This window comes from Bradyrhizobium sp. WD16, assembly GCF_024181725.1.
Lineage (GTDB): Bacteria > Pseudomonadota > Alphaproteobacteria > Rhizobiales > Xanthobacteraceae > Bradyrhizobium_A.
In genome coordinates, this window is sequence record NZ_CP028908.1 from 60,005 (window position 1) to 84,206 (window position 24,202).

The following is a 24,202-nucleotide window of genomic DNA, read 5'->3' on the forward strand; positions in this document are numbered from 1 at the left end:
CCATGTCACCGACACGAAGAGATTTGGCCGGTCTGATCGCGTTCGCCCTGTTCGGCTCGGCCGCCAGGGCGGCCGACGGCGCCAATCAGCAGGCGCTGACGCACGACACGTCGGCGACGGCGGCAAGCCGGATAGGTCGGGAACAGATCGCATTCCTGATCTACCCATCCTTCACCGCGCTCGACATGGTCGGGCCGCATTACATGTTCACCAGTCTGATGGGGGCGACGACGCACATCGTGGCGAAGTCGACGGCCCCCGTCACCAGCGACACCGGCCTCGTCATCATCCCCACGAAGTCGTTCGACGACTGCCCGAGGGACCTCGACGTCATCTGTGTGCCGGGCGGAACGTCCGGAACGCTCTCGGCGATCCGGGATGAGGCGACGCTGCGTTTCCTGGCCGACCGCGGCAGCAGAGCGCGCTACGTCACCTCGGTCTGCACCGGCTCGCTCCTGCTTGGCGCCGCCGGCCTGCTCGACGGCTACAAGGCGACATCGCACTGGCTGACGCGGGATCTGCTGCACATCTTCGGCGCGATCCCCGCCGAGGGCCGTGTCGTCCGCGATCGAAACCGGATCACGGGCGGCGGGGTCACCGCGGGCCTCGATTTCGGGCTGTCGCTGGTGGGCGACCTGCGCGACCGCCAATACGCCGAGGCCGTGCAACTGCTCGCCGAATATGCCCCCGAGCCGCCGTACCAATCCGGCACCCCCGCCCTTGCATCAACCAAAACACGCAAGTTGATGAATGACATGTTCGTCGATTTCATCAAGCAAGCCGAGGCGGCCTGCCGGGCGGTGCCAATACGGTAGGCCAGCGGATCTGTCGTGACGGCGATCAGGCCGCGCTTCTCATGCGGTCGCCTCCATCGGCGTTTCGGCCCCCGCCGCTCGGGGCCGCGACCGGGCGTCGGCCAAGGTTGATTTGCATCAATCCGGCCCTCTTTTTGCTGCTCTAGTGTCCTGTCTCCGAATTACCGCTTCGTTTGCCTCACCCTCGCACGGTCATTCGGAGACATAAGGACACTAGAAAAATCAAAGTGCTAGTGTGGCTCATGTCTCGCGATTGCCTAGGAGAGGCTTGCCGCAAAGGCGGTAGGCAATTGCGAGACGCCACACTAGTGTCCTGTCTCCGAATTACCGCTTCGTTTGCCTCACCCTCGCACGGTCATTCGGAGACATAAGGACACTAGCAAAATCAAAGTGCTAGTGTGGCTTATGTCTCGCAATTGCCTAGGAGAGGCTTGCCGCAAAGGCGGCAGGCAATTGCGAGACGCCACACTAGTTTCACCCTCCAGTTGTTTTGAGTGCGAATCTCTCACGGGGGCCCGGATCATGATCGATGAAGGTTCGTCAGACGGTTCTGGCCTACCTACGGGCGTGATTTTTCGAGAACCGGATCAATCTTTGCCCGCTGCGGAGCCGAGAGGGTACCGGCTCATCGAGATCCAATTGCGAAACGCGCTTGCGGAAAGCGAGGCGCTGCTTCTTCGAAAAGACGAACAGCTCCACAGACAAGCATTACTGAAGGCGGAATCCGATCATCGGTTGTTGAACGATCTCCAGATGACCATCAGCCTTCTTTCGCTGCAGAGCCGAAATTCAGCCAATCCCGAAGCGGCCTCGCAACTGGCCATAGCGGCCACGCGCGTTTCCATGATTGCGCGAATGCACCATCGTCTTAATTCCAACGACGGCGTGAGAACATTCGAGTTCAGGAAATTCCTCGAGGACTTCTGCCACGATTTCTCGGCGATGTCGTCCTCCGACGGGTCGCCGGGGAAGATCGACGTCGAAGGTTGTGAAATCGATTTGCCGGCCGGCACCGCCGTTCCGCTCGGCTTCATCGCCAGCGAATTGATCACGAACGCGGCGAAGCACGGCCGACGCCGGATCGCCATCAGCCTCGAATCGGATCCGAAACAAGGCTACGCGCTTTCGGTTGCCAATGATGGCCCGGCCTTGCCCGAGGGGTTCGACCCCGGCGCGAGCAAAGGCCTGGGGATGAGAATTATTCAATCCTTCACCAGCCAGATCGGCGGTGAGCTGCGGTTCGGCTTTGGCAACCGCGGCAAGGGCGCGCGATTTACCGTGTGGTTTCCCGCGCCGCCGGCAGCAGGCGATTAACTGCTTTCGGGGCGGGAGGCAGGTTCAATTCGTCTCACGGGCCCCTTCGTCGATGCCGGCTCCGCCGCGAAATCGCCCGGCCATTTTGCGCTAAATCAAGGCCGTCAAGGCCGCGAGGAGCACGCTGCCTTTCGGATATTTCTTTTTATCCATGGAGAGACCAGATGAGCCTTCCGAGATTGTGGACCACCAGCCAGGAACTTGCATCCAACCCATTCAGGGCGATGCGCCGTGAAATGGAAAACGCGCTTCGCGCTTTCGATCAGGGGTTGCCTTCTCCCAGTATCGGGGCCGGTGCGCCGGCAATCAATGTGGCGGAAACCAGGGATGCCTTCGAAGTCACGGCCGAACTTCCCGGCGTCGACGAAAAAGATATCAAGGTCAGCCTGGACGGAAACCAGCTGGTCATCTCCGGCGAGAAGAAGGCGGAGAGCACCAAGGATGAAAAGGATTGGCACGTCGAGGAGCGCAGCTACGGCTCGTTCTATCGATCGATCTCGCTGCCGTTCGAGCCGGACGAGGGAGCCGTCGAAGCTCATTTCGACAAGGGCGTGCTGCATCTCGCCATCAAGAAGCCCGCCAAGGCCGTGAAGACCACCAAGACGATCGATGTCAAGACGGGCGCTCCACCGAGCGCGAACCCTGCTAGTGCGGCTTAGGTCTCGCAATTGCCTACAGGGGCTTGCCGCAAAGGACAAAGGCAATTGCGAGACGCCACACTAGTGTGGTTTGGGATCTGACGCGCGTATGACGAACTCGCTCCAATGCTGAACCGAGCGTCAGATCCACCGCACTAGCGATCGCGCCGTCGTCATCGGGAGCGGAAAATGGCCTTCTTGAAAAGAGAACTGCATCGTCAGGTAAGCGGCCCCGAGATCACCCACGAGGATCGCTGTTCCCTTGTCTTCGATACCGACAGCAAAAGCCTGTATGTCTTGCGAGAGGTGGCGCATCTGGAGACGGGCCTTGGGGGCTCGGTCGAATATCAAACAGCGACGATGGATATTGCGGACTATCTAACCCAAGGCGGTCAAACCGCTGGTCACCGCGAACTATGGCGTTTGCTGCGAGCGCTCTTCAATGAGGACGGCGACAACTCCGACTCCGAATGCGGGATATTACTTCGCCGCACCTCTTCACAGCCATCGGCCGATGAGCCTCGCACCTGAGCCGACCGTCTTGACGCGAGACAAGCGGAACATGCTGCCGGCCCACGGCCTCGGCTTTCCCGCCCGCTGGGCCGGCTTCTTCGCGGACCTTTCCAACCGCGTTCGATCGGGGCTCGATGACCAGGCCGGCGACGCCGAGGGTCTGTTCCAATAACCTGACGGTGACTGGTTCGATTTATATCAACCCCGCACGAGCCGGCCGATACGAGAATTCAACCGCTACTCGTCTCCGTGAGGAGAGGCGTCGTGGGAACTTGGAAGCGTTTTCCCGCGAAGAAAACGCGTTAAAACAAAAACCTAGTGTCCTGTCTCGTAGGCAATTGCGAGACCTAAGCCACACTTTGATTTTGCTAGCGTCCCGACGTCTCCGAATGACCGTGCGAGGGTGAGGCAAATGGGGCGATCATTCGGCGACGGGACACTAGCGCCTCCGCTCCGAATAGATCACAGCCGCCAATCGCATTTGTTTGCGCCCACGGAAAGCTTCGGACTATAGTACCGCATCGTTCAACCATCCTGATGGAGATCGTCGTGCTTTCATTGATCATCGGCATTTTGATTATTGTCGTCATCGGCGCGATCTTGTTCTGGGTCATCGACAAATTCTCTCCGGATCAACGCCTGGGATATCTCTTGAAGTTGCTGGTTGTGCTGGTGTGTTTGGGAGCGATCGTGGCTCGGGTGCTTCCGCTGCTCGGATACCCGTCGGTGCTTTAGAACAGGCGCGGCGCGTCAAATTGCTGCAATCGCGATAACTTCCGGGAGATTTGCAATGGTTGTCGCCGCCAATCACATTGCGCCGATCGTCGCCCTCCTCGCCGGCGTCTTGATCCTGATCGTGCCGAGGCTGTTGAACTTCATCGTCGCCATCTACCTCATCGTGGTCGGCTTGATCGGACTCAACGGCATCTACCATTTCGTCAGCTAGCGCGGTGGATCTGACGCTCGTATCAGCATTGCAGCGAGTTCCTCGTACGAGCGTCAGATCCAAAACCGCAACTGCTGCAGCCGGACGATCGACAATCGATTTGAGGCGCGGTGGTCGCGATCGGCGCGGGCATGGTCGGCCGTCTTGGGGAATGCATTCAGAAAATTTTCAGAATGCGAATTTGAGTCACAATGGCATTCTTGAAGCCGCCCGTTGCGCTTACATCCGTTCCGATCATGCCCTGGACCTGCAGCGTCTGGGTAACGAACGTATTGGCGAAGAGCCTCAACTGGTCTTCGCGGGTCTTCGTCAGTCCCGCGATGCCATTGAAATAAATCTGGCCGCCGAACGTTCCTGAATAGCCAAAGGACACCGACGTTGCCTTGGAGACGGCGTATCGAAGATAGGCCTGCGTTTGCAGCGTGGGATCCTGCTTGACGCTGATCCCGTCGTTCGTGTGATCGCCGTAGAAGGACCCGTCAAGCGCGACATCCAGGAAAAAGCCGTTGCCGAGGCCCTGATTGATGCCGAGCTGCGGCGTGAACGTGAACGCCCCTGATCCGACCGACGCCTTGGTCGGGCTGTAGTTTCCGATCGGCAGGCCGAGATAGCCGGTGATCCCGATCGTCGTGCCGGTGGGATCGGCCGAGTGAATCGGAAAAAGGGTGGCGCCGAGAACAAGGTCGCCCAGTCCGTCGGCCTTCGCTAGGTCCGCGCCGCCGATCCGCGCCTGCGAGATCGCGCCGAACGGAACGAACGCCTGCAGGCCCCAGCCGACGCCTGCGGTCTCGCCGTAGTGGACCAATCGAGCGATGCCGATTGCGGCCTCACTCTTCGAATCGGGAAATGAATTTCCAGCCTTGTCGCGAAACGAACTGGCGGACTGGTAGGTCAGATAAGCCAGGCCGATATTGGTACCCGCCGGCAGGTAGGTGTAGTCGCCTGGCGAAATGTCGATCGCCCTGGCCTCGCCCGCCATGGTCGCGCAGGCGAAGAGCGCGGCGAATGCGGCGGTGAGGCGAATGGATTGCTTCATGTTCTCCCCTCCCAGACGAATGATATTCTGATGTTTTCTCAGGCCTCCGACGCATCGCCCATCATGCCAAGGGTATCACGCGACAAACAGCCCCCCATCGCAAAATAGACGATGCCGTCGACGATCGTGCACTTCGAAGCGACCGACAGCTGCTTGGGAACTTCCCTCAAATCCGTTATGAGCGACATTCCGATGTTCCTTCCGTTGCCGTCGCGGCCGTTCAGCCGCGCCGTGCATCTTCGCGGATCATAGCCGCAGCCTTTTCACCGATCATGATCACCGGAGCATTGGTATTGCCCCCGGCCGTCGTCGGCACGATGGACGCGTCCGCAACGCGCAGGCCGGCGATTCCTTTGACCCGCAAACGAGCATCGACGATGGACATCGGATCGTCCGGTGGCCCATTTTGCATGTCCCGACGGGGTGATATTGAGTATCGGCGCGATTGCGGATATCGGCGGTCATGCCTTTGCCAGGGAACGCTCACCACGGTTGATGAAAGCGATGGCATCGTCAAGCGTGTCGCAGGCAACCACCGGTAGAATCGACCCGAACAATTCCTCCCGCATGACCCGCATATCGGCCGTGCATCCGGTCACGATATGCATCGGCATGCGCCGGTGACGAGATGCCTCGTATGTGGCGCAGGGAATCACCCTGCCTCCCTTGCTCTTGGCATCCGCCAGCAACTCGTGAATGCGCGCCAAATGGCGGTCATTGACGACAGAGGTGTAATCGGGGTTGCCCGCCACATCGTTGCCAAACAGGCGAGCGAAGCTGGCCCGACTTTCTCCGACGAAAGCATCCACCAATTCGCGCGGCACCAGAGCGTCGTCGGCTGCAAGCCGAGATCTTACCGTTGGAAAAACGTCCTCTAGTGTCCCGTCTCCGAATTACCGCTTCGTTTGCCTCACCCTCGCACGGTCATTCGGAGACATCGGGACACTAGCAAAATCAAAAAGCTAGTGTGGCTTCTGTCTCGCAATTGCCTACAAGGGCTTGCCGCAAAGGGCATAGGCAATTGCGAGACGCCACACTAGGTGAAAACGTGCCATACTGCATCGTCTGACGTCTTGGGACGATCGAGCGTGTCTTTGGAGCAGCCCGCCGCCTTCTCGCCAATTCCCCCGCTTTCCGGTCGATACAGAACGGATATCGCCCGCCTGGAAATCCCCATGCTGGGGTTGGCCGGACTATTCGATGAAATGGCCGCCCAGGGTTGGCAGGCCTGTGACCTCAGATTGTGGCGCGACCCCAGAGAGGTGGCGCACGCCGACGTCCCTAATGGGACGTTTCCTCCCAAGAGTTTCTACCCAACAGTTTCCTTCCAAGACTGGTCGCGGTCGTCACGACCGTGCCCGCGACTTCGCCAGAAGTCGCGGGCGTTTTTTTTCTGCATCGTGCCCGGGGGGTGTCTGCCAACGGTGGGATAGAATAACCCACGGTCAGACAAACGAACACGCCTCGACCGGCCCGCCCGCTTCAGACAGCGTCTTTGACAACCTTCAGGGGCGACGCCTTGACCGACTTGCTGGCTGGCTTGGCCGCGAACTCCATCGGCGCTTTCGTGAAAGGATTTATCCCGCTGCGGGCTTCGGTCGCCGGCTTGTTCACGACCGACATCTTGACGAAGCCGGGAATGACGAACTCGCCGGATTCGTTCAGCTCCTTGTAGCCGACGGTCGCCATCTGCTCGATAACGAGCTTGACGTCTGCCTTGGAAAGCTGCGTCCCCTCTGCAATTGCGTCAATCAACTGATTCTTGGTCATCTTGGCCATGGTCGATACCCTTGTGGACTCTCAGAATAATTTGAAGCGCATGAACGACGCGAAGCGCCTCGCCCGGTTTGAAGCGCGGCAGCGCCACGCAGCTCGCTCCTCGTTCATGCCTGTGGTCATGAAGTCAGGGCGCTTAAAACCTATCGAGGCCCAAAACGCAAGCTTGCTCGGCGTTCGCTGACCTGCCACCCAACTTTCGTCCGGCGACGATGACAGCGTTTTCCCGCGAGGTGGATACCGGTTCGCGCGAAGAAACCGCGTCAAAACAAAAACCTACCCCAGCCGGACTCGCAGCCGATGGATGGCGCCGTCATCCTCGAGGGGGACGGCGAGCGGCCGCGCGGCGATCCTCGCGCCATCGAGCTCCGCCGCCGCGACGCCTCGCTGCACGCTTTGCGGGTTCTCGACCAGGATCTCGTACCGTGACGAACCGTGGCGGAGCCTGATCTCGAAACGCGGCCAGGACTTGGGAATGCAGGGATCGAGACGCAGAACACTGCCCTCGATGCGAAGTCCGAGGATGCACTCGATGCCGGCGCGCTGCATCCAGCCGGCCGAGCCCGTGTACCAGGTCCAGCCGCCGCGCCCGACATGACCGGGTGCGGCGTAGACGTCGGCGGCGACGACATAGGGCTCCACCTTGTAGCGGTGCATGTCGATGCGCGTGCGGGCGTGGTTGATCGGATTGAGTATCCAGAACAGCGCCGCCGCCTTGTCGCCATCGCCGAGGCCTGCAAAGGCCATCACGGACCACAGAGCGGCATGGGTATACTGGCCGCCATTCTCGCGCACGCCCGGCGGATAGCCCTTGATGTAACCAGGGTCGAGCGCCGAGCGGTCGAACGGCGGCGTGAACAGCAACGCCAGGCCGTGGTGGTGCAGAATCAGCTCGCGGTCGAGCGCCCTCATGCCTTGGGCCGCGCGGTCGGGCTGCGCCGCGCCGGAGATCACGGCCCAGGATTGGGAAATCGAATCGATGCGGCACTCATCGTTCGTTGCCGAGCCCAGCGGAGTGCCGTCGTCGAACCAGCCGCGCCGATACCAGTCGCCGTCCCAGGCTTCGCTTTCCAGGCCAGTCGTCAGCGCCTGCATGTGCTTGCGCCAGTTCGCCGCCCGCGCTGCGTCGCCGCGCCCATCGGCGATGGTTGCGAAGACGTCGAGAGTGGCGTGCAACAGCCAGCCGAGCCAGACGCTCTCGCCCCGGCCACCTTCGCCGACACGGTTCATGCCGTCGTTCCAATCGCCGCCGCCGATCAGCGGCAGGCCATGGCTGCCGACCGCCAGGCTCGCGTCCAGCGCCCGGGCACAATGCTCGTAGAGGCTGCCGCTCTCGTTCGAGACGGTCGGCTGGAAGAAGCTGTCGCTCTCGCCCGGCTCCAGCGTCTGGCCCGTCAGGAACGGGACGACTTCATCGAGCACGAGGGGGTCGGCGGCAACTCTCACATAGTGTGCGACGGCGTAGGCGAGCCACACGCGGTCATCCGATATGCGCGTGCGCACGCCCTGGCCCGAGTGCGGGAGCCACCAGTGCTGGACGTCGCCCTCGACGAACTGGCGGCTCGCGGTCCTGAGGAGATGTTCGCGGGTGATCGACGGGCGGATCGTGGCGAGCGCCATGCAGTCCTGCAGCTGGTCCCGGAAGCCATAGGCGCCGCTGGCTTGATAGAAACCCGATCGCGCCCAGACACGGCAGGCGAGCGTCTGGTAGGCGAGCCAGCCGTTGAGCATGATGTCCATCGACCGGTCCGGTGTCTTGACCTGGACTGCGCCGGCGATCTCATCCCAAAATCCGCGGACCTCGGTGAGCACGGCGTCGAGGTCCGACCGACGGTAGCGCGCGATCAGCGACCGCGCCTCCGCCTCGTCCTGGGCATCGCCGAGGAAGAAGACGATTTCGGCAACACCGTTCGGCGCGATCTCGACCGTGGTCTGGAGAGCGGCGCAGGGATCCACCCCGGAGCCGACCCGCCCCGATAGCGAAGTCCCGTTGATCAGCGCCGCCGGCCAGGCGAGCGCGCCGTTGCGGCCGATGAACTCCCGGCGATCGCCCGTCCAGCTCGTCTGGCGCCCGGCCAGGTCCGCGAAGGCACAGCGCCTCGCGAAGGCCGGGTTCCACAGGTTGTTTGCAAGCATCGCCCCGCTGTCCGGATCGATGCGGGTGGTGATCGATGGCGCCGCCGCGCCGCGGGACGCGCCGAGAACCCATTCCACATATGCCGTCACCGACAGCCGTCTGGTGCGGCTCGAAAGATTGCGCATTCTCAAGCGCGAGATCTTCACCGGATCGGCGAGCGGCACATATTCCAGGAGCTCGGCGTCGATGCCCTGCGAGGTGTGCTCGAAACGGCTGTAACCCCAGCCATGGCGCGCCGAATAGGTCGCCGCTTCGTCCCGGATCGGCAACGCCGTGGGGCTCCACAGACGTCCGGTCTCCTCGTCCCGGAGATAGAAGGCCTGGCCCGGCTGATCTGTGACCGGGTCGTTGGACCAAGGCGTCAGCTGATGCTCGCGGCTGTTCACGGACCAGGCGTAACCGCCGCCTTCCGCGGACACCAGGAAACCGAAGTCGGGATTGGCGATCACGTTGATCCACGGCACCGGCGTCGATTGGCCCGGGCCGAGGACCGTGACGTATTCGCGGCCGCCCTCGGCGAAGCCGCCGAGGCTGTTGAAGTACTCCACGCCAGGGGGCCGTCGCGAGATCTGGAGCTCGGAAGCGGGCAGAGCACGCGGTGCCGTGACCCGGGGCAACGGCCTCGCCTCGGGCGCGCGTTGAAGCTGATCGGCGAGCCGTCCGCGCGCTCCGACCAGGATAATCCGCGCGACCGACGCAAGAAGGCCGACGGCCGACGGCGAGGTCAGGTCCGAGCGCAGCATGAAGGTGTGCCCGGGTGGCCCGTCTTCTCCAATCCGGGCCCGGGACTGGCTGGCCCTCACCATGGTTTCCAGCGCGCTCTGGAGATCCTGAACGTAGGAGGAAGCGAGCTCGTTGATGATCACGAGGTCCACCGCGAGCCGTTTCATCCGCCAATATTCCACCGCCTGGAGCGCCTCGCGCGCCACGTCGAGTTGGTCGAGGTCGGAGATGCGGACGAGGATGATCGGCAGATCGCCGGATATGCCCATGCCCCACAGACCCGGCTGCCCACCACTCCCGCTTTCGATGGCTTCCGACGGCGCGCGGAGCCCGGGCGCCGCATAGATCAGGTGCCCCGCCAGACGCTGGTAATGCCCGGCCTCGCCGCGCGTCACGCCGAGGTGGTGCAATTGCACTTGGGCTTGCGTCCAGGCGAGCGCGGCGGCGCGCTCGAAGGCGCCGACATCGTGGTGCTTGTCGGCAAGATCGAGGATCTCCTGGCGTGAGGAGGCGACCATCGTCCAGAAGTCGATTCGGGCCGTCGCGCCCGGCGCGATCCGCACCCGGCGGCGCAGGGCAAAGATCGGATCGAGCACCGCACCGGTCGAGCCGGAGAGAGGCCGGCCGCCCATCACTGCGCCCGGTGCGCGAATGCTGCCGCCGCGCCCCAGGAACCGCGCACGATCGGTCTCGAACTCGCGCTGGCCCGCCGCCATGCCGTCGACAACCGCCAGGTGCGCAGCCCATACCTGCGGTTCCGTGGGCGCCCGCCGCCGCCTCGTCGCCAATACGGCGCCGAGGCCGGCGAGATGCTCGGTCTCGATGAACAGTTTCGAGAATGCCGGGTGTGCCGCGTCTGCGGCCTGTGACGCCAGAACCAGTTCGACATAGGACGTCACCTCGATCTCGCGCGGTTGGTCGCCGAGGTTGGCGATGGTCACGCGGCGCACTTCCGCATCGTCTTCGGCGGAAACCAGCACCTCCAGATTGGTCACCAGCGCCCCGTCCCGACGCGTGTACGCGGCGCGATCCTCGTTGTAGGTGACCTCGTACGCTTCAGGCTCGATCCCGATCGGCTGGTAGGTCGCCGACCAGACCTCGTCGCTCGCGATGTCCCTCAAGAAGATGTACGAGCCCCAGTCGTCGCAGGTGGCGTCCTCTCGCCAGCGCGTCACAGCCAGGTCGCGCCAGGCGCTGTAGCCGGACCCGGCCGCCGTAAGCATCACGGAGTAGCGGCCGTTCGACAACAGCTGCGTGGCCGGCGCAGCGCTGTACGGGCTGGCCTTTCGCCAGGTGCCGGGTCCTTCGATCTCGCGGATCCTGGCCGCCGACATCACATCCGAGACCAACGGCGGAGTGGCCGTGACCTCGCGCGGCACGCGCTCCTGCAGAAGCAACTCGGTCGCTTCCACGATCGGCTCGGCATGGAAACGGTTTCGCATCAAGCCGTCCAGCAGGGCATCGGCGATCGCGGTGATCGTCATGCCTTGGTGGTGGGCCATGAAAGCGCGCACAATGGCGACGCGATCTCCGTCCGGGATCCGGGCTCGCGTGAAGTCCAGCGCCTCGTAGAAACCGTAACGGCCGCGGGCGCCGAGGGACTCGAGCCGCTCGAAGTTCCTTACTGCGGCCTGAGGATCGACCATGCACGCCAGAGCGGTGGCGTAGGGAGCGACCACCGCATTGTCCGCCAGCCCTCTCTTCAGGCCGAGACCCGGAATGCCGAAGTTGGAGTATTGGTACGTGAACTCCAGATCTTGCGCGTTGTAGGCGGACTCCGACACGCCCCAGGGCGCCCGCATCGTCGTTCCATACTCGATCTGGCGGCGGACGATCAGCCGATTGGTCTGCTCGATCAGGCTCTCGGCCGGCGCCCTCATGACGATGGAAGGCATCAGGTACTCGAACATCGAACCCGACCACGAGATCAGTGCCGCGCCGTTTGCGACCGCGGTCACCGCTCGGCCCAGCCGGAACCAATGCCGCGCCGGTGCGTCCCGCTTGGCGATGGCGAAGAAGCTTGCGAGCCTCGCCTCCGAGGCGAGAAGGTCATAACAACGCGGATCGAGCTCTCCCTCGGATGCCCGATATCCGATCGACAGCAGCAGCCGGTCGGGGTCGAGCAGAAAGTCGAACTCCATCGACAGCGCCGTCGACCGCGCCGCCTCCTCCAGCGCCTTCAGCCGCGGCTCCAGCGCGGCTGCGCTGGTCGCGCGAAGATCGCGCCGGTGACTTTCTATGCAGGCACCGGCTGCATCCGCCCAGAACTGCAGGTCCGCGCCCGCCTGGTCGCTTTCTTCGAGAACGGTCTGATGGACGACGTCGGCCAGGGTCGCGGCCTGTTCGGAAAGGTCCGCAAACCGCCGTTCGATATCGATGCCGTCGGCGCTCGCCTGAAGCAGGCCGCAAGCCAGCCGTCCGATCTCGTCATCGAGCCGCCGCCATGACACCGCCTGGGACTTGCGCAGGTCGCGCAACCGGCGCGCCTCGTCCCGAACGAGGTCGAGGGCATCCGCCACGCCCTGGAGGCGCTGCTGCTCCGCCACGGCCGAGGTGCGCCATTCACGGCAGGCGTTGGCGAGCGCGATCAGGTGTCCGGCGAGGTTCCCGCTGTCGACCGAGGACACGTATTGCGGATCGAGCGGGCGCAGGTCACGGGTATCGTACCAATTGAAGAAGTGGCCCCGGTGCTTCGCCAGCCGATCCATGGTCGCGAGCGTCGCCTCGAGCCGCTCCACGGCCTCGATGGTCCCGATCCATCCGAAGTCCCGCGCGCACGCGACCGACAACAGATAGAGGCCGATGTTGGTCGGCGATGTGCGATGGGCCAGCACGAACGCCGGAGCTTCCTGCAAATTGTCCGGCGGAAGCATGTTGTCGGTCGGTGTGACCGAGGCTTGGAAGAAGCGCCATGTCCTTCGGGCTATCCGGCGTAGACTGGCCGCGTCGGCCACGGCCAGCGGGCGCCGGCCCAAGACCCGGGGCGACAGGCTCGCCCAAAGGGCGACGATCGGAGAGGCGAACCAGGCGCCGGCGAACACGGCGGCCAAGGGCCAGGTTTGTCGTCCCCAGAACAGGGCCACGCCCATGGCCACGGCGCCGATGACCAGGGCCCCCGACATTCGCCGGTAGAAGCCCGGCATGCGTGGACGCGGCCCGGACGCGGCGTGGGCCGCGGGGACCCATTCGAGAAGGTTGCGGCGCGTAACCGCGAGCCGTACCAGGGTGCGAACGATTGCGTCCCCCATCAGCCAGGCCTGGTGCGCCAGGAAGACGACCATCAGGCCGGACTGGACAAGCGCGAGGCGCAGGTCCTCGCCCAGCGCCTGGACATGGCTGCGCAGCGTCACGCCGGGACGGCGCGGCGCGATCTCCGCGATCACGGGAATAAGCGGCGGCAGCACCATCGTCGACAGAACGAAGACCGTCCAGACCGCCGCTTCTTCAAGCGGCATCGCCCATCCTGCGATCAGCGCCGCGACAGTCGCCGGTGCAGCCAGCGACCGCCGCAGGTTATCGAGCATCTTCCAGCGGCCGATCGCGGGAACCGCCGACATCGGCCGATGATCGGGCCGACTGGGCCCACGTCCGAAGAGCCAGGGCAGCAGCTGCCAATCGCCACGCGCCCAGCGGTGGTGACGAACAGCGGCAACGTCGTAGCGAGGCGGAAAATCCTCCACCACCTCGACATCGGAGGCCAGGCCGGCGCGGGCGAATATCCCCTCGAACAGATCATGGCTGAGGAGCGTCGACTCGGGCACGCGTCCGTGCAGCGCCGCTTCGAAGGCGTCTACGTCGTAGATGCCCTTGCCCGTATAGGAGCCTTCACCGAAGAGGTCCTGGTACACGTCCGAGACCGCTGCGGCGTAGGGATCTATGCCGGTTGCGCGGGAGAACACGCGCAGGAAGAGCGAACCTTCGCGTCCCACCGGCAGGGCCGGCGTAACCCTCGGCTGCAGGATACCGTAGCCTTCGACGACTCGCCCCAGATCTGCGTCGAAGCGCGGCCGGTTGAGAGGATGCGCCATCTTGCCGATGAGCCGTCCGACCGTCTCGCGCGGCAGCCGCGTGTCCGCATCGAGCGTAATGACGTAGCGCACGTTATCGGGCACGGTCGAGGGCGCCACGAATGTGGTGTCCTTGGCGCCTCGCAGCAGCCGATTGAGCTCGCACAGCTTCCCGCGCTTTCGCTCCCACCCCATACAGCAGCCTTCGCTCTCGCTCCACACGCGCCGCCGATGCAGCAGCAGGAAGCGCTCGCCCCCCGGGGCGGGTCCGTAGCGTTGGTTCAGCCTCGCGATGCGCTGTTTCGCGGCAGTCAGCAGCTCATCGTCACCGTCCTCGCGCTCGCTTGGCGCATCGCGCCAATCGGACAGCAGTGCGAAATGAAGATCACCCTGAGCGCTTGCCAGGTAGTGGATCTCGAGCCTGCCGATCTGTTCCTCGATTTCCTTGAGCGAGGTCAGCAACGTCGGCACGGCGACAAGAGTGCGCAGGTCCGCGGTGACACCGCCACGCAGTTCGAGCGCCGGCAGCAAGGTGGCGCGGAAGCCTCGGGTGACGAGGTAGTTGACGAACGCAACGGCCAGGTCGATCGCCGGGACGATTCCGAGAATCCCGAGCAACAGCAGCCATTTCCACCCCAGGCCGCCCGATGCGGCGACGGACAACGGGACGGCCAGCAGGCCGGCTGCGACCATCGCGCCGGAGCCGACATAGCCGCCGATTCCCAGCGCGCGATAGGCTCGCCGCGGCCAGCTCAGCGGAGAGGGCCTGAAACCGATCGCCACTTCGAACCCGGCCCGCCCGCCCGCGAAAAGATAGTAACCGGGATCTGTCAGGCGGAGGTCGCCGTCATCGGCACGCGCCTCGGACGCGTGCCTCGCCTTGTCCACCGCCGCGTGGGCAATCTCCAATTCGGTGAGCTCACAGCCGCGAGCGAGGTGTTCGACCGCGTCGCGATAGAGATTGCGCGACGGGAAATCCATGTGTTCGAAGGCGCTGCCGGCCTTGAAGACGTCATCGACCAGGCTGACGCGCTCGAACAGCTCCGTCCAATCGACATCGGTGATGAGGCGCATGCTGGTGATGATGTTTCGCACCGTGACGGTGCCGGCGACCTGCCTCTGGTGCTCGCCGCGGACGACGGCTTCGGCGGTCGTTCCCTGCCGGGCCAGTTGCGCGTCGAGCCACTCCAACGCCGGCGCGATGCCGGGATCCTGGTCGCGCAAGCGATGGACCAGCTGCATGAGAAAACTGTCTGGGAACGTTGTCTCCGGATGCGGCGGAAGCACGGCGCCGGCTGGTTCGACGACGCGGCCGCCAGCCCCCAGCAACCGGTCCGCCACGATATCCGCGGCGCCGCGCCCGGCCCGGCTGTCGACGATGCGCTCGGCGATCCGCCTGAGGTTCTCGACGAGCACGATGCGCAGGGTGGTCGCCACCGCCCACAGTTCGCCGATACTCAGCGGCTGCACGTCCTGATAGGCGCGCAGGTAGCGGCGTAGCACCTCCGGGTCGAAGAGGCTGTCGGTGTGGGCCACGTACGCCCACGCCACGCCGAGCACCCGCGGATACCCCGCGAAGGGTCCGCCGGCGAGCTTCGGCAGCTGCCGATAGTAGCCGGCCGGCAGATCCACCCGCACCTCGCGGATCTGCTTCTCCACCACGTGAAAGTTGTCGATCAGCCACTCGGCCGTCGGGGTGATGGCCGCCCCCGCATCGACAGCCTTGGCGACGTCGCGGTAGGCCGCCAGAAGCACAGCCTCGTTGTCGGCAAGCCTTGCCGTCAATGACGGGCCCTTGACGTGGTAGGGCACCACCGCTTGTGCGGAGGCAAGGCTGCGGGCGTGTTCTTCAAGCCGCTCGACGCTGAAGAGCTCGGACCGGATGGGAGCTCCGTCGTCCCACGGCGGGGACGATCCACGTGTCCCCAGCCATCGTCGAAACCGCAAGCTCAGCGCACGCTTGAGGCGAGGTCTGCGCCGGCCCGCGAAGTCATCGATCTCGACACGCATGGTCGTGCGGCCCCTTCAACGTGGACCTGGCCGCCGGCCAGTCAGCGTCCCACACTCCCACCATTCGTCGGGAGCGGCCTCAAGCCGGGACGGATCTCATGGCCGCTTTCCGACGTTCGTGTCCGGAAGATGCTGCGGCTGACTCACGAACCTGGGAAACAACATACCCGTGTCCGCTGTGTCCGCCAGCGGCTCGCTCGGGACGGCCCCCTCGACAATGACTTCGGCGCACTCGCCATGGCAGCGGATGGCGCGGGCCAGACAGTTTGCCTCGCGGATCGCCATATCTCTCGACCAGAACGGCGTCATCATGCGTTTATCCATCCGGATGGCCCAGCCGTACTGCTCTTTGACAACGCAGAATGTAATCATCGCACCTCCCCGCGAATGGGCTGCACGGAATTACGTACTTCGCTACCTCACGATGTGGCGAGCGATCGGAACCGCAGATGAGTTTCATTCAACCGCGTGACGAACCGGCGGAGTTGATCTACATCAAATGTTCCGGCGGCTCCGATGACGCCGGTGAAGGCCGCGCGTTTGGGATCTGACGCGCGTACGACGAATTCACTGCAATGCTGATACGAGCGCCAGATCCACCGCGCTAGTGTGGCGTCTCGCAATTGCCTACCGCCTTTGCGGCAAGCCTCTCGCAGGCAATTGCGAGACATAAGCCACACTAGTGTCCTGTTTCCAACGTTCGTATCCCATTGCAGCAGGCGCTCATACGAACGTTGGAAACAAGGGGACACTAGCATCATTATGATTCTAGTGTGGTTTTGGATCTGACGCGCGTTCGAAGAACTCGCTGCAATACTGAGACGAGCGTCAGATCCACCACACTAGCATTTTGATTTTGCTAGTGTCCTTATGTCTCCGAATTACCGTGCGAGCGTGAGGCAAATGGGGCGGCAATTCGGAGACAGGACACTAGCGGGTCGAAAGCCACTTCGCGGCAAGCGGGCCGTGCTGCGCGTCGGCGGCATAAATGAACTTTGCCGCGAGCATGGCGAGGGCACGGTTCATGGTCTTCACGATGAACTTCGGCGGCAGGCCGAGCAGCTGTTTCTTCTTGTTGGGGTCAGGGGACGCATAGAAGGCAAGCTTCGGCCCGATCGGAACATAGATCAGGCAACGCGGGTGCCGGATCGACCGGAATGTCTTGTACGGTCGGTCGGCGGTGATCAGGCTGATGCCGGCCGCCGCGAGGTCCGCCACCCACCAATGCATGTCGAGAATGATCCGGTGATAGTCGGGATTGCGCATCAGCTCGCTGATGATCATCAGGCCGTAATTGGCGGATACAAACCGCGACAGATGATCGTCATCGACGCCGCCCTCGAACGCGGCGTGAACATCGCCCTCCCCGGCCCATTCGGGACATTGCTGCTTCGCCGTCGCGAAGGCCCTCTCCATCACGCTTCGGGTCGGGGTTTGCTTGATGTCCGCGACGGCTTCCGGATTGCGGATCGGCAGCGAGACGATGAACTGCGACCATGCGCGCCGCTCGTCCGGCGTCAGGGTCAGCGCGCTCCTTGCCGCCGTCATTTTCCGAAGCGCGACAGACGCCCGGTTGTCGACATCGGCGGTCACTTCCGTTTCGACCGCCTGCCGCACGCTCTCGTGCAGATGCGCCAGCGTATAGAGGTTCTCCTCGAAGCCGGTTGATCGTGGCGCGATGCGGCCCTCGACGACGCGGCCGGGAACGCGCCGGTAATACACGACGCGCCCGTCGCTGGCGCACCACCCCGACAGATAGAACTGCGGAATGTAATGGTGCTTCTTCGGCTCGTTCATGGCGGACCCGCGCTCCCGTCTGCCTTCGGGCCAGGCCGGCATCACCATCGCTATATTACGCATTTCCGGCACGGCTCGTCACTGTCCGCCGCCGGCGTGGTCAATGGCATGCGCCAGCGCCCGGGGACTCGTCAGCGCGACGATGCATGAAGGGCACATCCTGAAGATGCACCCGCCGCTGGTATTCTCGTCCGACGATGCTAAGCTGCTCGTCGCCGCCCTCGACGAGGTGCTGACGGCGCTGTAGCGGACCCCGCCTGCAGCCTGCCAGCGCGGACGCGCGGGCGCACGCTTCCGGGAGAATACATCGCCCATGGCCAGTGGCAGGGAAGTTTTGGTTGCCGAATCCGATCTCGACTGTCGCCGATGGTCTTTGCGGGTCGATCACGGACTGGACGTTGCCCCCGTCCGGCGTCGTAAAGTCGACGCCGCATCGTCTGGAAATCCTCGCTGATGCCGGAGCGTTTTCCCGCGAAGTGGATACCGGTTCGCGCGAAGAAAACGCGTCAGAACAAAACCTGGAGCCTCCGCTCCGATTCCATCGGAGCGGAGGCCCGACCAGCTCATCAACGGCACAGGAGGACGCATGGAAGGCGGCGTGATCACGCCCGCGCCAGCTTTGGTGCGCTTTAGCGGCATCCAGAAGACCTACGACGGCGAGCACCTCGTGGTGAAGAACCTCGACCTCGACATCAGGAAGGGCGAGTTCGTCACCCTGCTCGGCCCTTCGGGTTCGGGCAAGACGACGACGCTGATGATGCTGGCGGGCTTCGAGGTTCCGACCCATGGCGAGATCTACCTTGCCGACCGGCCCATCAAGAACATGCCGCCGCACAAGCGCGACATCGGCATGGTCTTCCAGAACTACGCCCTGTTTCCGCACCTGACGATCGAGGAAAACGTCGCCTTCCCGCTGTCCGTCCGCAAGATCGACAAGGGGGAGGCGCGGGAGCGCGTGCGGACGGCGCTGCGCATGATCAGGCTGGAAAACCTGGCGCACCGGCGGCCGGGGCAGCTGTCCGGCGGCCAGCAGCAGCGCGTCGCGCTGGCCCGCGCGCTGGTTTTCAACCCGCGTCTTGTGCTGATGGACGAGCCGCTGGGCGCCCTGGACAAGCGCCTGCGCGAGCAAATGCAGCTTGAGATCAAGCAACTGCACGAGACGACGGGCATCACCGTCGTCTACGTCACCCACGACCAGGGCGAGGCGCTCACCATGTCGGACCGCATCGCCGTGTTCAACGACGGGATCGTGCAGCAGATCGACAAGCCCGACGCACTGTACGAGCGCCCGGTGAACAGCTTCGTCGCCAACTTCATCGGCGAGAACAACGTGCTGGCCGGCACCGTCGAAAATATCGAACGGGGATATTGCCGCGTCGCCCTGGCCGCCGGCGGCTCCGTCGTGGCCCGGGCGGTCAACGTGGCCGGCGCCGGCGCCGCCACCTCGCTGTCGGTGCGGCCGGAGCGGATCTCCATCCTCGCGGACAGGGCCGCCACCGAGGGGCCGAACCGCCTGCCGGCAACGGTGCAGAACACCATCTACCTCGGCGACCACGCGCTGGCCGTGCTCCAGGTCGCCGGCAACGGCGAGTTCATGGTCAAGCTTCAGCCGGGCGCCCACGGAGGCCTGAGCCATGGCCAATGCGTGTCCATCACCTTCCGCCCCGAGGACTGCCTGGCCCTTGATCCCGCATGATCGAACGCAGCCGTCGGCTCCCGGGCGATCGGGCCTCGACGCATCACCTCCAGGACGCAACCCTGCACGAGAAGGAACGAAGACGATGTCGAAGCTCGAGGTAGCGCTGGGATTCGTCGTGACGTTCAGCGCCGGCATTGCGCTGGCCACCGCCGCCCATGCGCGTGACCTGACCGTCGTGTCGTGGGGCGGCGCGTACCAGGATGCCCAGAAGAAGGTTTATTTCGAGCCGTTCAAGAAGCTGACCGGCGAGCCGATGAACGACGAGTCCTGGGACGGCGGCATCGGCGTGCTGCGCGCCAAGGTGCAGGGTGGCGCCGCCACCTGGGATGTCGTCCAGGTCGAGAGCGAGGAACTGGCCGCCGGCTGCGAGGAAGGCCTGTTCGAGAAGATCGATTACGCGAGGATCGGTGGCGAGGCCGCCTATCTGCCGCCGGCGGTCGACCCCTGCGGCGTCGGCGCCATCGTCTACGACTTCGTTCTCGGCTACGACAAGGACAAGCTGAAGGACGCGCCGAAGAGCTGGGCCGACTTCTTCGACACCAGGACCTATCCGGGCAAGCGCAGCCTGCGTCAGGGCCCGAAGACCACGCTGGAGATTGCCCTCATCGCCGACGGCGTCGCGCCGAGGGACGTCTACAAGGTGCTGGCCACCGACGAGGGCATCGAGCGCGCCTTCAAGAAGCTCGATACCATCAAGAACGACATTGTCTGGTGGAAGGCCGGCGCCCAGCCGCCGCAGCTGCTCGCGTCCGGCGAAGTGGCGATGGCTTCGGTCTACAACGGCCGCATCGACGCCGCGAACAAGAGCGAGAAGAAGAACTTCGGCATGGTATGGGATGGGGCGCTCTACACCCTCGACAGCTGGGTCATCCTGAAGGGCAGCCCGAACAGGGACGCCGCCTACAAGTTCCTGGACTTCGTCGGCAAGGCGGAGAACCAGGCCAGGCTGTCGGAGAACATTGCCTACGGCACCTCGAACAAGGACGCTGTGGCCCTCCTGCCGCCGACCGTGCTGACGGACCTGCCGACCGCGCCGGACAACATGAAGAACGCCGTGGAGATCAACGTGACCTTCTGGCTGGAAAATATCGACCGTCTGACCGAGCGCTTCAACAAGTGGGCGGCGAAATAGCCCGCTCCCAGGTGACCCGAGGGCGGTCGGCGCGAAGGGGGACAGGCAAAGGACCGACACCGTGACCGTCTCTTCCCCTCCTCGCGGCATGCCCTGGAGCGGGTGCGAGAGATATTGATGAAAAGGCTCGACCGATGACGGCTGCGCTCTTGACCGGCGCCGACAAACCGACCGAGGTGCCGCTGAAGCGCCGCCTGAAACGGGCGGAGCGGGGGCGCCAGTTCAAGGCATTGGCGCTGATCCTGCCACTTCTCCTGTTCCTGCTCTTCACCTTCCTCGGTCCCCTCGCCGGCATGCTCCGGCGCTCGGCCGACGACTGGGAGGTGCGTCGGATCCTGCCGCACACGGTGGCGGCGCTGGCCGACTGGGACGGCAAGGACGTCCCGGACGAACAGGCCTTCGCGGCGCTGGCGGGCGACATCCAGGCGGCGCGCGCCGCCGCGACCGTCGCCATCGCATCCAAGCGGCTGAACTACGCACTGAACGGCTTCCGCACCATCCTGGCCGGCACCGCGCGCAACCTGAAGGCTGTGCCGGCGCCCGGCACGGCCACGGAGACGCTGCGCAGGATCAATCCGGCCTGGGGCGAACGCGCCACCTGGGCTGCGATCAAGGGCGCCAGTGGCCCAATGACCGGCTTCTACCTGCTGGCGGCGCTCGACCTGACCCGGAACGTGGACGGCGCGATCGTCGCGGCCTCGCCGGATCAGGCCATCTACCGCGACGTGTTCGCCCGCACCTTCGCCATCAGCTTCGGCGTCGCGGCGCTCTGCCTGATCCTGGGCTTCCCGGTCGCCTACCTGCTGGCGACGCTGCCGCCCGGCCGGTCGAACGTGCTTATGATCTTCGTTCTGCTGCCTTTCTGGACTTCGCTCCTGGTCCGGACCTGCGCCTGGATCGTGCTGTTGCAGCGCGAGGGCGTGGTCAACGACGGCTTGCGCTGGCTGGGCATCGTCGACGAGCCGCTGCGCCTGATCTACAACCGCTTCGGCGTCTATGTGGCGATGACCCACGTTTTGCTGCCCTTCATGATCCTGCCGCTCTACAGCAGCATGAGGGCGATCTCGCCGGCCTATATGCGTGCCGCCGCATCGCTCGGCGCGTCGCCGGTCACCGCCTTCCTGCGGGTCTACCTGCCGCAGACGCTGCCCGGCATCGGGGCGGGAAGCCTGCTCGTCTTCATCCTGGCGCTCGGCTACTACATCACGCCGGCGCTCGTCGGCGGCGCCGCCGATCAAATGATCAGCTACTTCATCGCCCTCAACACAACCGAAACGGCCAACTGGGGCCTGGCCTCGGCGCTGGGTGCGGTGCTGCTGCTCGCCACCCTGGTGCTGGCCGCCGTCTACGGAAAGCTGGTCCATGGGCAGCAAGTCACGGGAGGAATGAAGAATTGAGCGGCAACCCTTCCCCCCGCACGCCCAGCCAGCGCATCGCGTGGACCACGACCATTGTCGCATCCACGCTGGTGTTCATCTTCCTGATGGCGCCGATCCTGGCGATCATGCCGCTGTCGTTCAGCTCCGGCTCCTACCTGACCTATCCGCTGCCGGGCCTCTCGTTGCGCTGGTACCAGGACTTCATCAGTTCCCCACGCTGGATGACGTCGCTGAAGAACAGCATGATCATCGGCGTCGCCTCGGCCCTGCTGTCCATGGTGCTCGGCACCCTGGCCGCGCTGGGTCTCGCGCAGTGGAAGAGCAAGTTCAAGCCGCTGGTGCTGGCGGTGGTGCTGGCGCCGGTCGTCGTGCCCGGCGTCATCACCGCGGTCGGCCTGTACTTCTTCTTCGCCCCGATCGGGCTTACCGGCAGTTACCTGGGGTTGATCCTGGCCCACACCGCGTTGGCGACGCCCTTTGTCGTGATCACGGTCAGCGCAACGCTGCAGAGCTTCGATATGAACCTGGCGCGCGCCGCGGCCTCGCTCGGCGCCTCGCCGCTCTACGCTTTCCGCCGGGTGATCCTGCCGCTGATCCTGCCCGGCCTGGCGTCGGGCGCGCTGTTCGCCTTCGCGACCAGCTTCGATGAGGTGGTGATCGTGCTGTTCATGGCCGGGCCGGAGCAGCGCACCTTGCCCCGCGAGATGTTCAGCGGCATCCGCGAGAACATCAGCCCGACCATCACGGCGGCGGCGGTGATCCTGACGACGGTGTCGGTCATCCTGCTCGCCACCATGGAAGGCTTGCGCCGGCGCAACGAACGGCTGAAGGGCGGCAACGCTTGATCGGCTTCCGTCGCCGTCGCCGGCGCGGCGTCATCGCTCTCGGCGTCTGATCGCCGGTTTTCCCGTCGGCGCGCCGATGGGACGCGGACCCGGGCTACGGTTCATTCCACCCTCGCCGGATCGCGAAGCGGATGCGGGGCGCATTCGACGACAGCGACGATCTGATTGATTTCGAGAAGCGGCCGGGAAAAGAAACCGAGGAGACTGACGCATCCGCCGGCCAGCCCCATGACGACGAACAGCCAGCGAATCCCGATCAACTCGCCGAGCGGCGTGGCGATCGCCAGGCCGACGGGCGCCGCCAGGCCCATGATCGTGCTCAGGAGCGAAAGGACGCGGCCCTGCAAATGATTGGGCACCGTCATCTGCAGCAGGGCGGTGAGGGGGGCGTCACCCATGACGAAGGTGATGCCGCTCACGGCCCACCATATCAGCGCCAGCCAAAACAGATGGCCGGGCATCAGCCCGGCAAGCGCAAGGCTGAAACACGAGACGGCGAGCCCCCACAAGATCCATCGCATCTGTGGCCGACGAGCGAGCATCGTCATCGCGATGCCGCCGGCCAGCATGCCGACGCCGCCCAGGCCTTCCATCAGGGCCACCTCGCCGACGCCGCCGCCGAAGTGCTCCTTGACGAGAAGCGGCACGAGGGTCGCCGACGGCATGATGACGAGCACGACCCCGCCAAGCAACCCGTAGAGCCGACGCAGGCCCGGGTCATCCCGGACCAGATGCACGCCCTCCCTGAATTCGGCCCACAGGCTGGTCTTCCCCGCCGGGCGTGTGACCGGCTGCGGGATGCGATAGATCAACAGCGGAATAATTCCAAGCACGGCAGTCCCGACGTCGATGCCAAGCGCCAGACCGAGCGGCAGCACGCTGATCGCAGTCGCACCCAAAGGGGCGGCGGCAATCGTCATCAGGGCCAGCAGTGTCTGGTTCAGTCCCGCTGCGCGCGGAAGGAAGTTCGACGGCACCAGCATGGCCGTGCTGGACCCGGCCGCCGGGGTCTGGAAGGCCTGCATGGCGCTGCGGATGAACATCATCGCATAGACGTGCCAGAGCTCGATCCGACCGGTGAGAAACAGCGCGATCAGCGCCGACATGCAGAGCGCGCTGATGGCATCGGCGCCGATCATCAACAGGCGGCGGCTATAGCGATCGGCGAACGTTCCCCCGAGCGGACCGAGGAGTGCTTGGGGCAGCAGTGCGGCGAAGCCGGCCGAGGCCAACGCGGCGACGCTGCCGGTCGTATCGGCAATCCACCACAGCAGGACGAACTGTGTCAGCGCCGACCCGACCAGGGAAAGCGCCTGTCCGATAAAGATCGCCCAATAGCGCGGCTGCCAGCCGGGTCCCGGACCGGTTGCCGAAGGACGGTCGATCGCCGAGCCCGGCGCGAATTTGGAAGTCTCGACACGACTGGTCATACCAC

21 protein-coding genes and 1 pseudogene are annotated in these 24,202 nt (G+C 64.5%); 13 read left to right on the forward strand and 9 right to left on the reverse strand.

Translation table 11 applies throughout. The features are described from left to right. Positions 1 to 23: 23 nt before the first annotated feature. The 7 genes from DB459_RS00260 (at position 24) to DB459_RS00290 (ending at position 4,226) form a co-directional block, all read left to right on the forward strand. A complete protein-coding gene (locus DB459_RS00260) occupies positions 24 to 815 on the forward strand; it encodes a DJ-1/PfpI family protein (protein ID WP_253710654.1) in 792 nt (263 codons plus the stop codon). Between the two features lie 522 nt (positions 816 to 1,337). Beyond that, on the forward strand, positions 1,338 to 2,129 hold the full coding sequence (locus tag DB459_RS00265) for a sensor histidine kinase (RefSeq protein ID WP_253710657.1): 792 nt from the start codon (positions 1,338 to 1,340) through the stop codon (positions 2,127 to 2,129). 179 nt (positions 2,130 to 2,308) lie between these two features. Further along, on the forward strand, positions 2,309 to 2,788 hold the full coding sequence (locus tag DB459_RS00270; RefSeq protein ID WP_253710659.1) for an Hsp20/alpha crystallin family protein: 480 nt from the start codon (positions 2,309 to 2,311) through the stop codon (positions 2,786 to 2,788). A gap of 168 nt (positions 2,789 to 2,956) precedes the next feature. After that, positions 2,957 to 3,298 (forward strand): hypothetical protein, encoded by a 342-nt coding sequence (locus tag DB459_RS00275; RefSeq protein ID WP_253710662.1) that lies wholly within the window; start codon positions 2,957 to 2,959, stop codon positions 3,296 to 3,298. A gap of 10 nt (positions 3,299 to 3,308) precedes the next feature. After that, on the forward strand, positions 3,309 to 3,452 hold the full coding sequence (locus DB459_RS00280; RefSeq protein WP_253710665.1) for a hypothetical protein: 144 nt from the start codon (positions 3,309 to 3,311) through the stop codon (positions 3,450 to 3,452). A 365-nt stretch (positions 3,453 to 3,817) separates the two neighbouring features. Next, complete coding sequence (locus tag DB459_RS00285) at positions 3,818 to 4,015, forward strand: hypothetical protein (protein ID WP_253710668.1); 198 nt, start codon at positions 3,818 to 3,820, stop codon at positions 4,013 to 4,015. Positions 4,016 to 4,070: 55 nt separating this feature from the next. Then, complete coding sequence (locus tag DB459_RS00290; RefSeq protein WP_253710671.1) at positions 4,071 to 4,226, forward strand: DUF3096 domain-containing protein; 156 nt, start codon at positions 4,071 to 4,073, stop codon at positions 4,224 to 4,226. A gap of 157 nt (positions 4,227 to 4,383) precedes the next feature. Here the strand turns inward: DB459_RS00290 and DB459_RS00295 are convergent, their stop codons facing one another. The 5 genes and pseudogenes from DB459_RS00295 to DB459_RS00315 form a co-directional block, all read right to left on the reverse strand. Continuing rightward, positions 4,384 to 5,262: a transporter gene (locus DB459_RS00295; protein ID WP_253710674.1), complete on the reverse strand. Its 879-nt coding sequence runs from the start codon at positions 5,260 to 5,262 to the stop codon at positions 4,384 to 4,386. A 38-nt stretch (positions 5,263 to 5,300) separates the two neighbouring features. Next, positions 5,301 to 5,450 carry a hypothetical protein gene (locus DB459_RS00300; RefSeq protein WP_253710678.1) on the reverse strand — a complete coding sequence of 50 codons (150 nt, stop codon included), beginning with the start codon at positions 5,448 to 5,450 and terminating at the stop codon, positions 5,301 to 5,303. Between the two features lie 32 nt (positions 5,451 to 5,482). After that, positions 5,483 to 5,721: pseudogene (locus DB459_RS00305) on the reverse strand (GMC oxidoreductase); the annotation flags it as partial. A 2-nt stretch (positions 5,722 to 5,723) separates the two neighbouring features. Next, positions 5,724 to 6,086 (reverse strand): aldehyde dehydrogenase family protein, encoded by a 363-nt coding sequence (locus DB459_RS00310; RefSeq protein WP_253710681.1) that lies wholly within the window; start codon positions 6,084 to 6,086, stop codon positions 5,724 to 5,726. Between the two features lie 658 nt (positions 6,087 to 6,744). After that, positions 6,745 to 7,041: an HU family DNA-binding protein gene (locus DB459_RS00315; RefSeq protein ID WP_253710683.1), complete on the reverse strand. Its 297-nt coding sequence runs from the start codon at positions 7,039 to 7,041 to the stop codon at positions 6,745 to 6,747. On the opposite strand from DB459_RS00315, the gene DB459_RS00320 reads away from it, so the two are divergent. Continuing rightward, positions 7,040 to 7,222 (forward strand): hypothetical protein, encoded by a 183-nt coding sequence (locus tag DB459_RS00320; RefSeq protein WP_253710686.1) that lies wholly within the window; start codon positions 7,040 to 7,042, stop codon positions 7,220 to 7,222. The genes DB459_RS00315 and DB459_RS00320 overlap by 2 nt on opposite strands. A gap of 92 nt (positions 7,223 to 7,314) precedes the next feature. On the opposite strand, the gene DB459_RS00325 is transcribed toward DB459_RS00320, so the two are convergent. The 3 genes from DB459_RS00325 to DB459_RS00335 form a co-directional block, all read right to left on the reverse strand. Continuing rightward, complete coding sequence (locus tag DB459_RS00325; protein WP_253710689.1) at positions 7,315 to 15,915, reverse strand: GH36-type glycosyl hydrolase domain-containing protein; 8,601 nt, start codon at positions 15,913 to 15,915, stop codon at positions 7,315 to 7,317. A 96-nt stretch (positions 15,916 to 16,011) separates the two neighbouring features. Next, entirely contained in the window at positions 16,012 to 16,287 is a 276-nt protein-coding gene (locus tag DB459_RS00330) for a hypothetical protein (protein ID WP_253710692.1), read from the reverse strand. Positions 16,288 to 16,845: 558 nt separating this feature from the next. Then, the gene (locus DB459_RS00335) at positions 16,846 to 17,712 is read right to left on the reverse strand and encodes a DUF4238 domain-containing protein (protein ID WP_253710695.1); all 867 of its coding nucleotides are present in this window, start codon (positions 17,710 to 17,712) and stop codon (positions 16,846 to 16,848) included. Here DB459_RS00335 and DB459_RS00340 point away from each other — a divergent pair. The 5 genes from DB459_RS00340 (at position 17,711) to DB459_RS00360 (ending at position 22,767) form a co-directional block, all read left to right on the forward strand. Next, positions 17,711 to 17,959, forward strand: coding sequence for a hypothetical protein (locus DB459_RS00340; protein ID WP_253710699.1), 249 nt, complete (start codon positions 17,711 to 17,713; stop codon positions 17,957 to 17,959). The two genes, DB459_RS00335 and DB459_RS00340, sit on opposite strands and share 2 nt — an antisense overlap. A gap of 339 nt (positions 17,960 to 18,298) precedes the next feature. Next, positions 18,299 to 19,408, forward strand: a complete 1,110-nt coding sequence (locus tag DB459_RS00345; RefSeq protein ID WP_253710702.1) for an ABC transporter ATP-binding protein — start codon at positions 18,299 to 18,301, stop codon at positions 19,406 to 19,408. Positions 19,409 to 19,493: 85 nt separating this feature from the next. Continuing rightward, the gene (locus DB459_RS00350) at positions 19,494 to 20,543 is read left to right on the forward strand and encodes an ABC transporter substrate-binding protein (protein WP_253710705.1); all 1,050 of its coding nucleotides are present in this window, start codon (positions 19,494 to 19,496) and stop codon (positions 20,541 to 20,543) included. Positions 20,544 to 20,677: 134 nt separating this feature from the next. Beyond that, positions 20,678 to 21,940 (forward strand): ABC transporter permease, encoded by a 1,263-nt coding sequence (locus tag DB459_RS00355; protein WP_253710708.1) that lies wholly within the window; start codon positions 20,678 to 20,680, stop codon positions 21,938 to 21,940. Next, a complete protein-coding gene (locus DB459_RS00360; RefSeq protein ID WP_253710712.1) occupies positions 21,937 to 22,767 on the forward strand; it encodes an ABC transporter permease in 831 nt (276 codons plus the stop codon). Before DB459_RS00355 ends, DB459_RS00360 begins: the two co-directional genes overlap by 4 nt. A 101-nt stretch (positions 22,768 to 22,868) precedes the next feature. Here the strand turns inward: DB459_RS00360 and DB459_RS00365 are convergent, their stop codons facing one another. Further along, complete coding sequence (locus DB459_RS00365) at positions 22,869 to 24,197, reverse strand: MFS transporter (RefSeq protein ID WP_253710715.1); 1,329 nt, start codon at positions 24,195 to 24,197, stop codon at positions 22,869 to 22,871. Between the last annotated feature and the right edge of the window lie 5 nt (positions 24,198 to 24,202).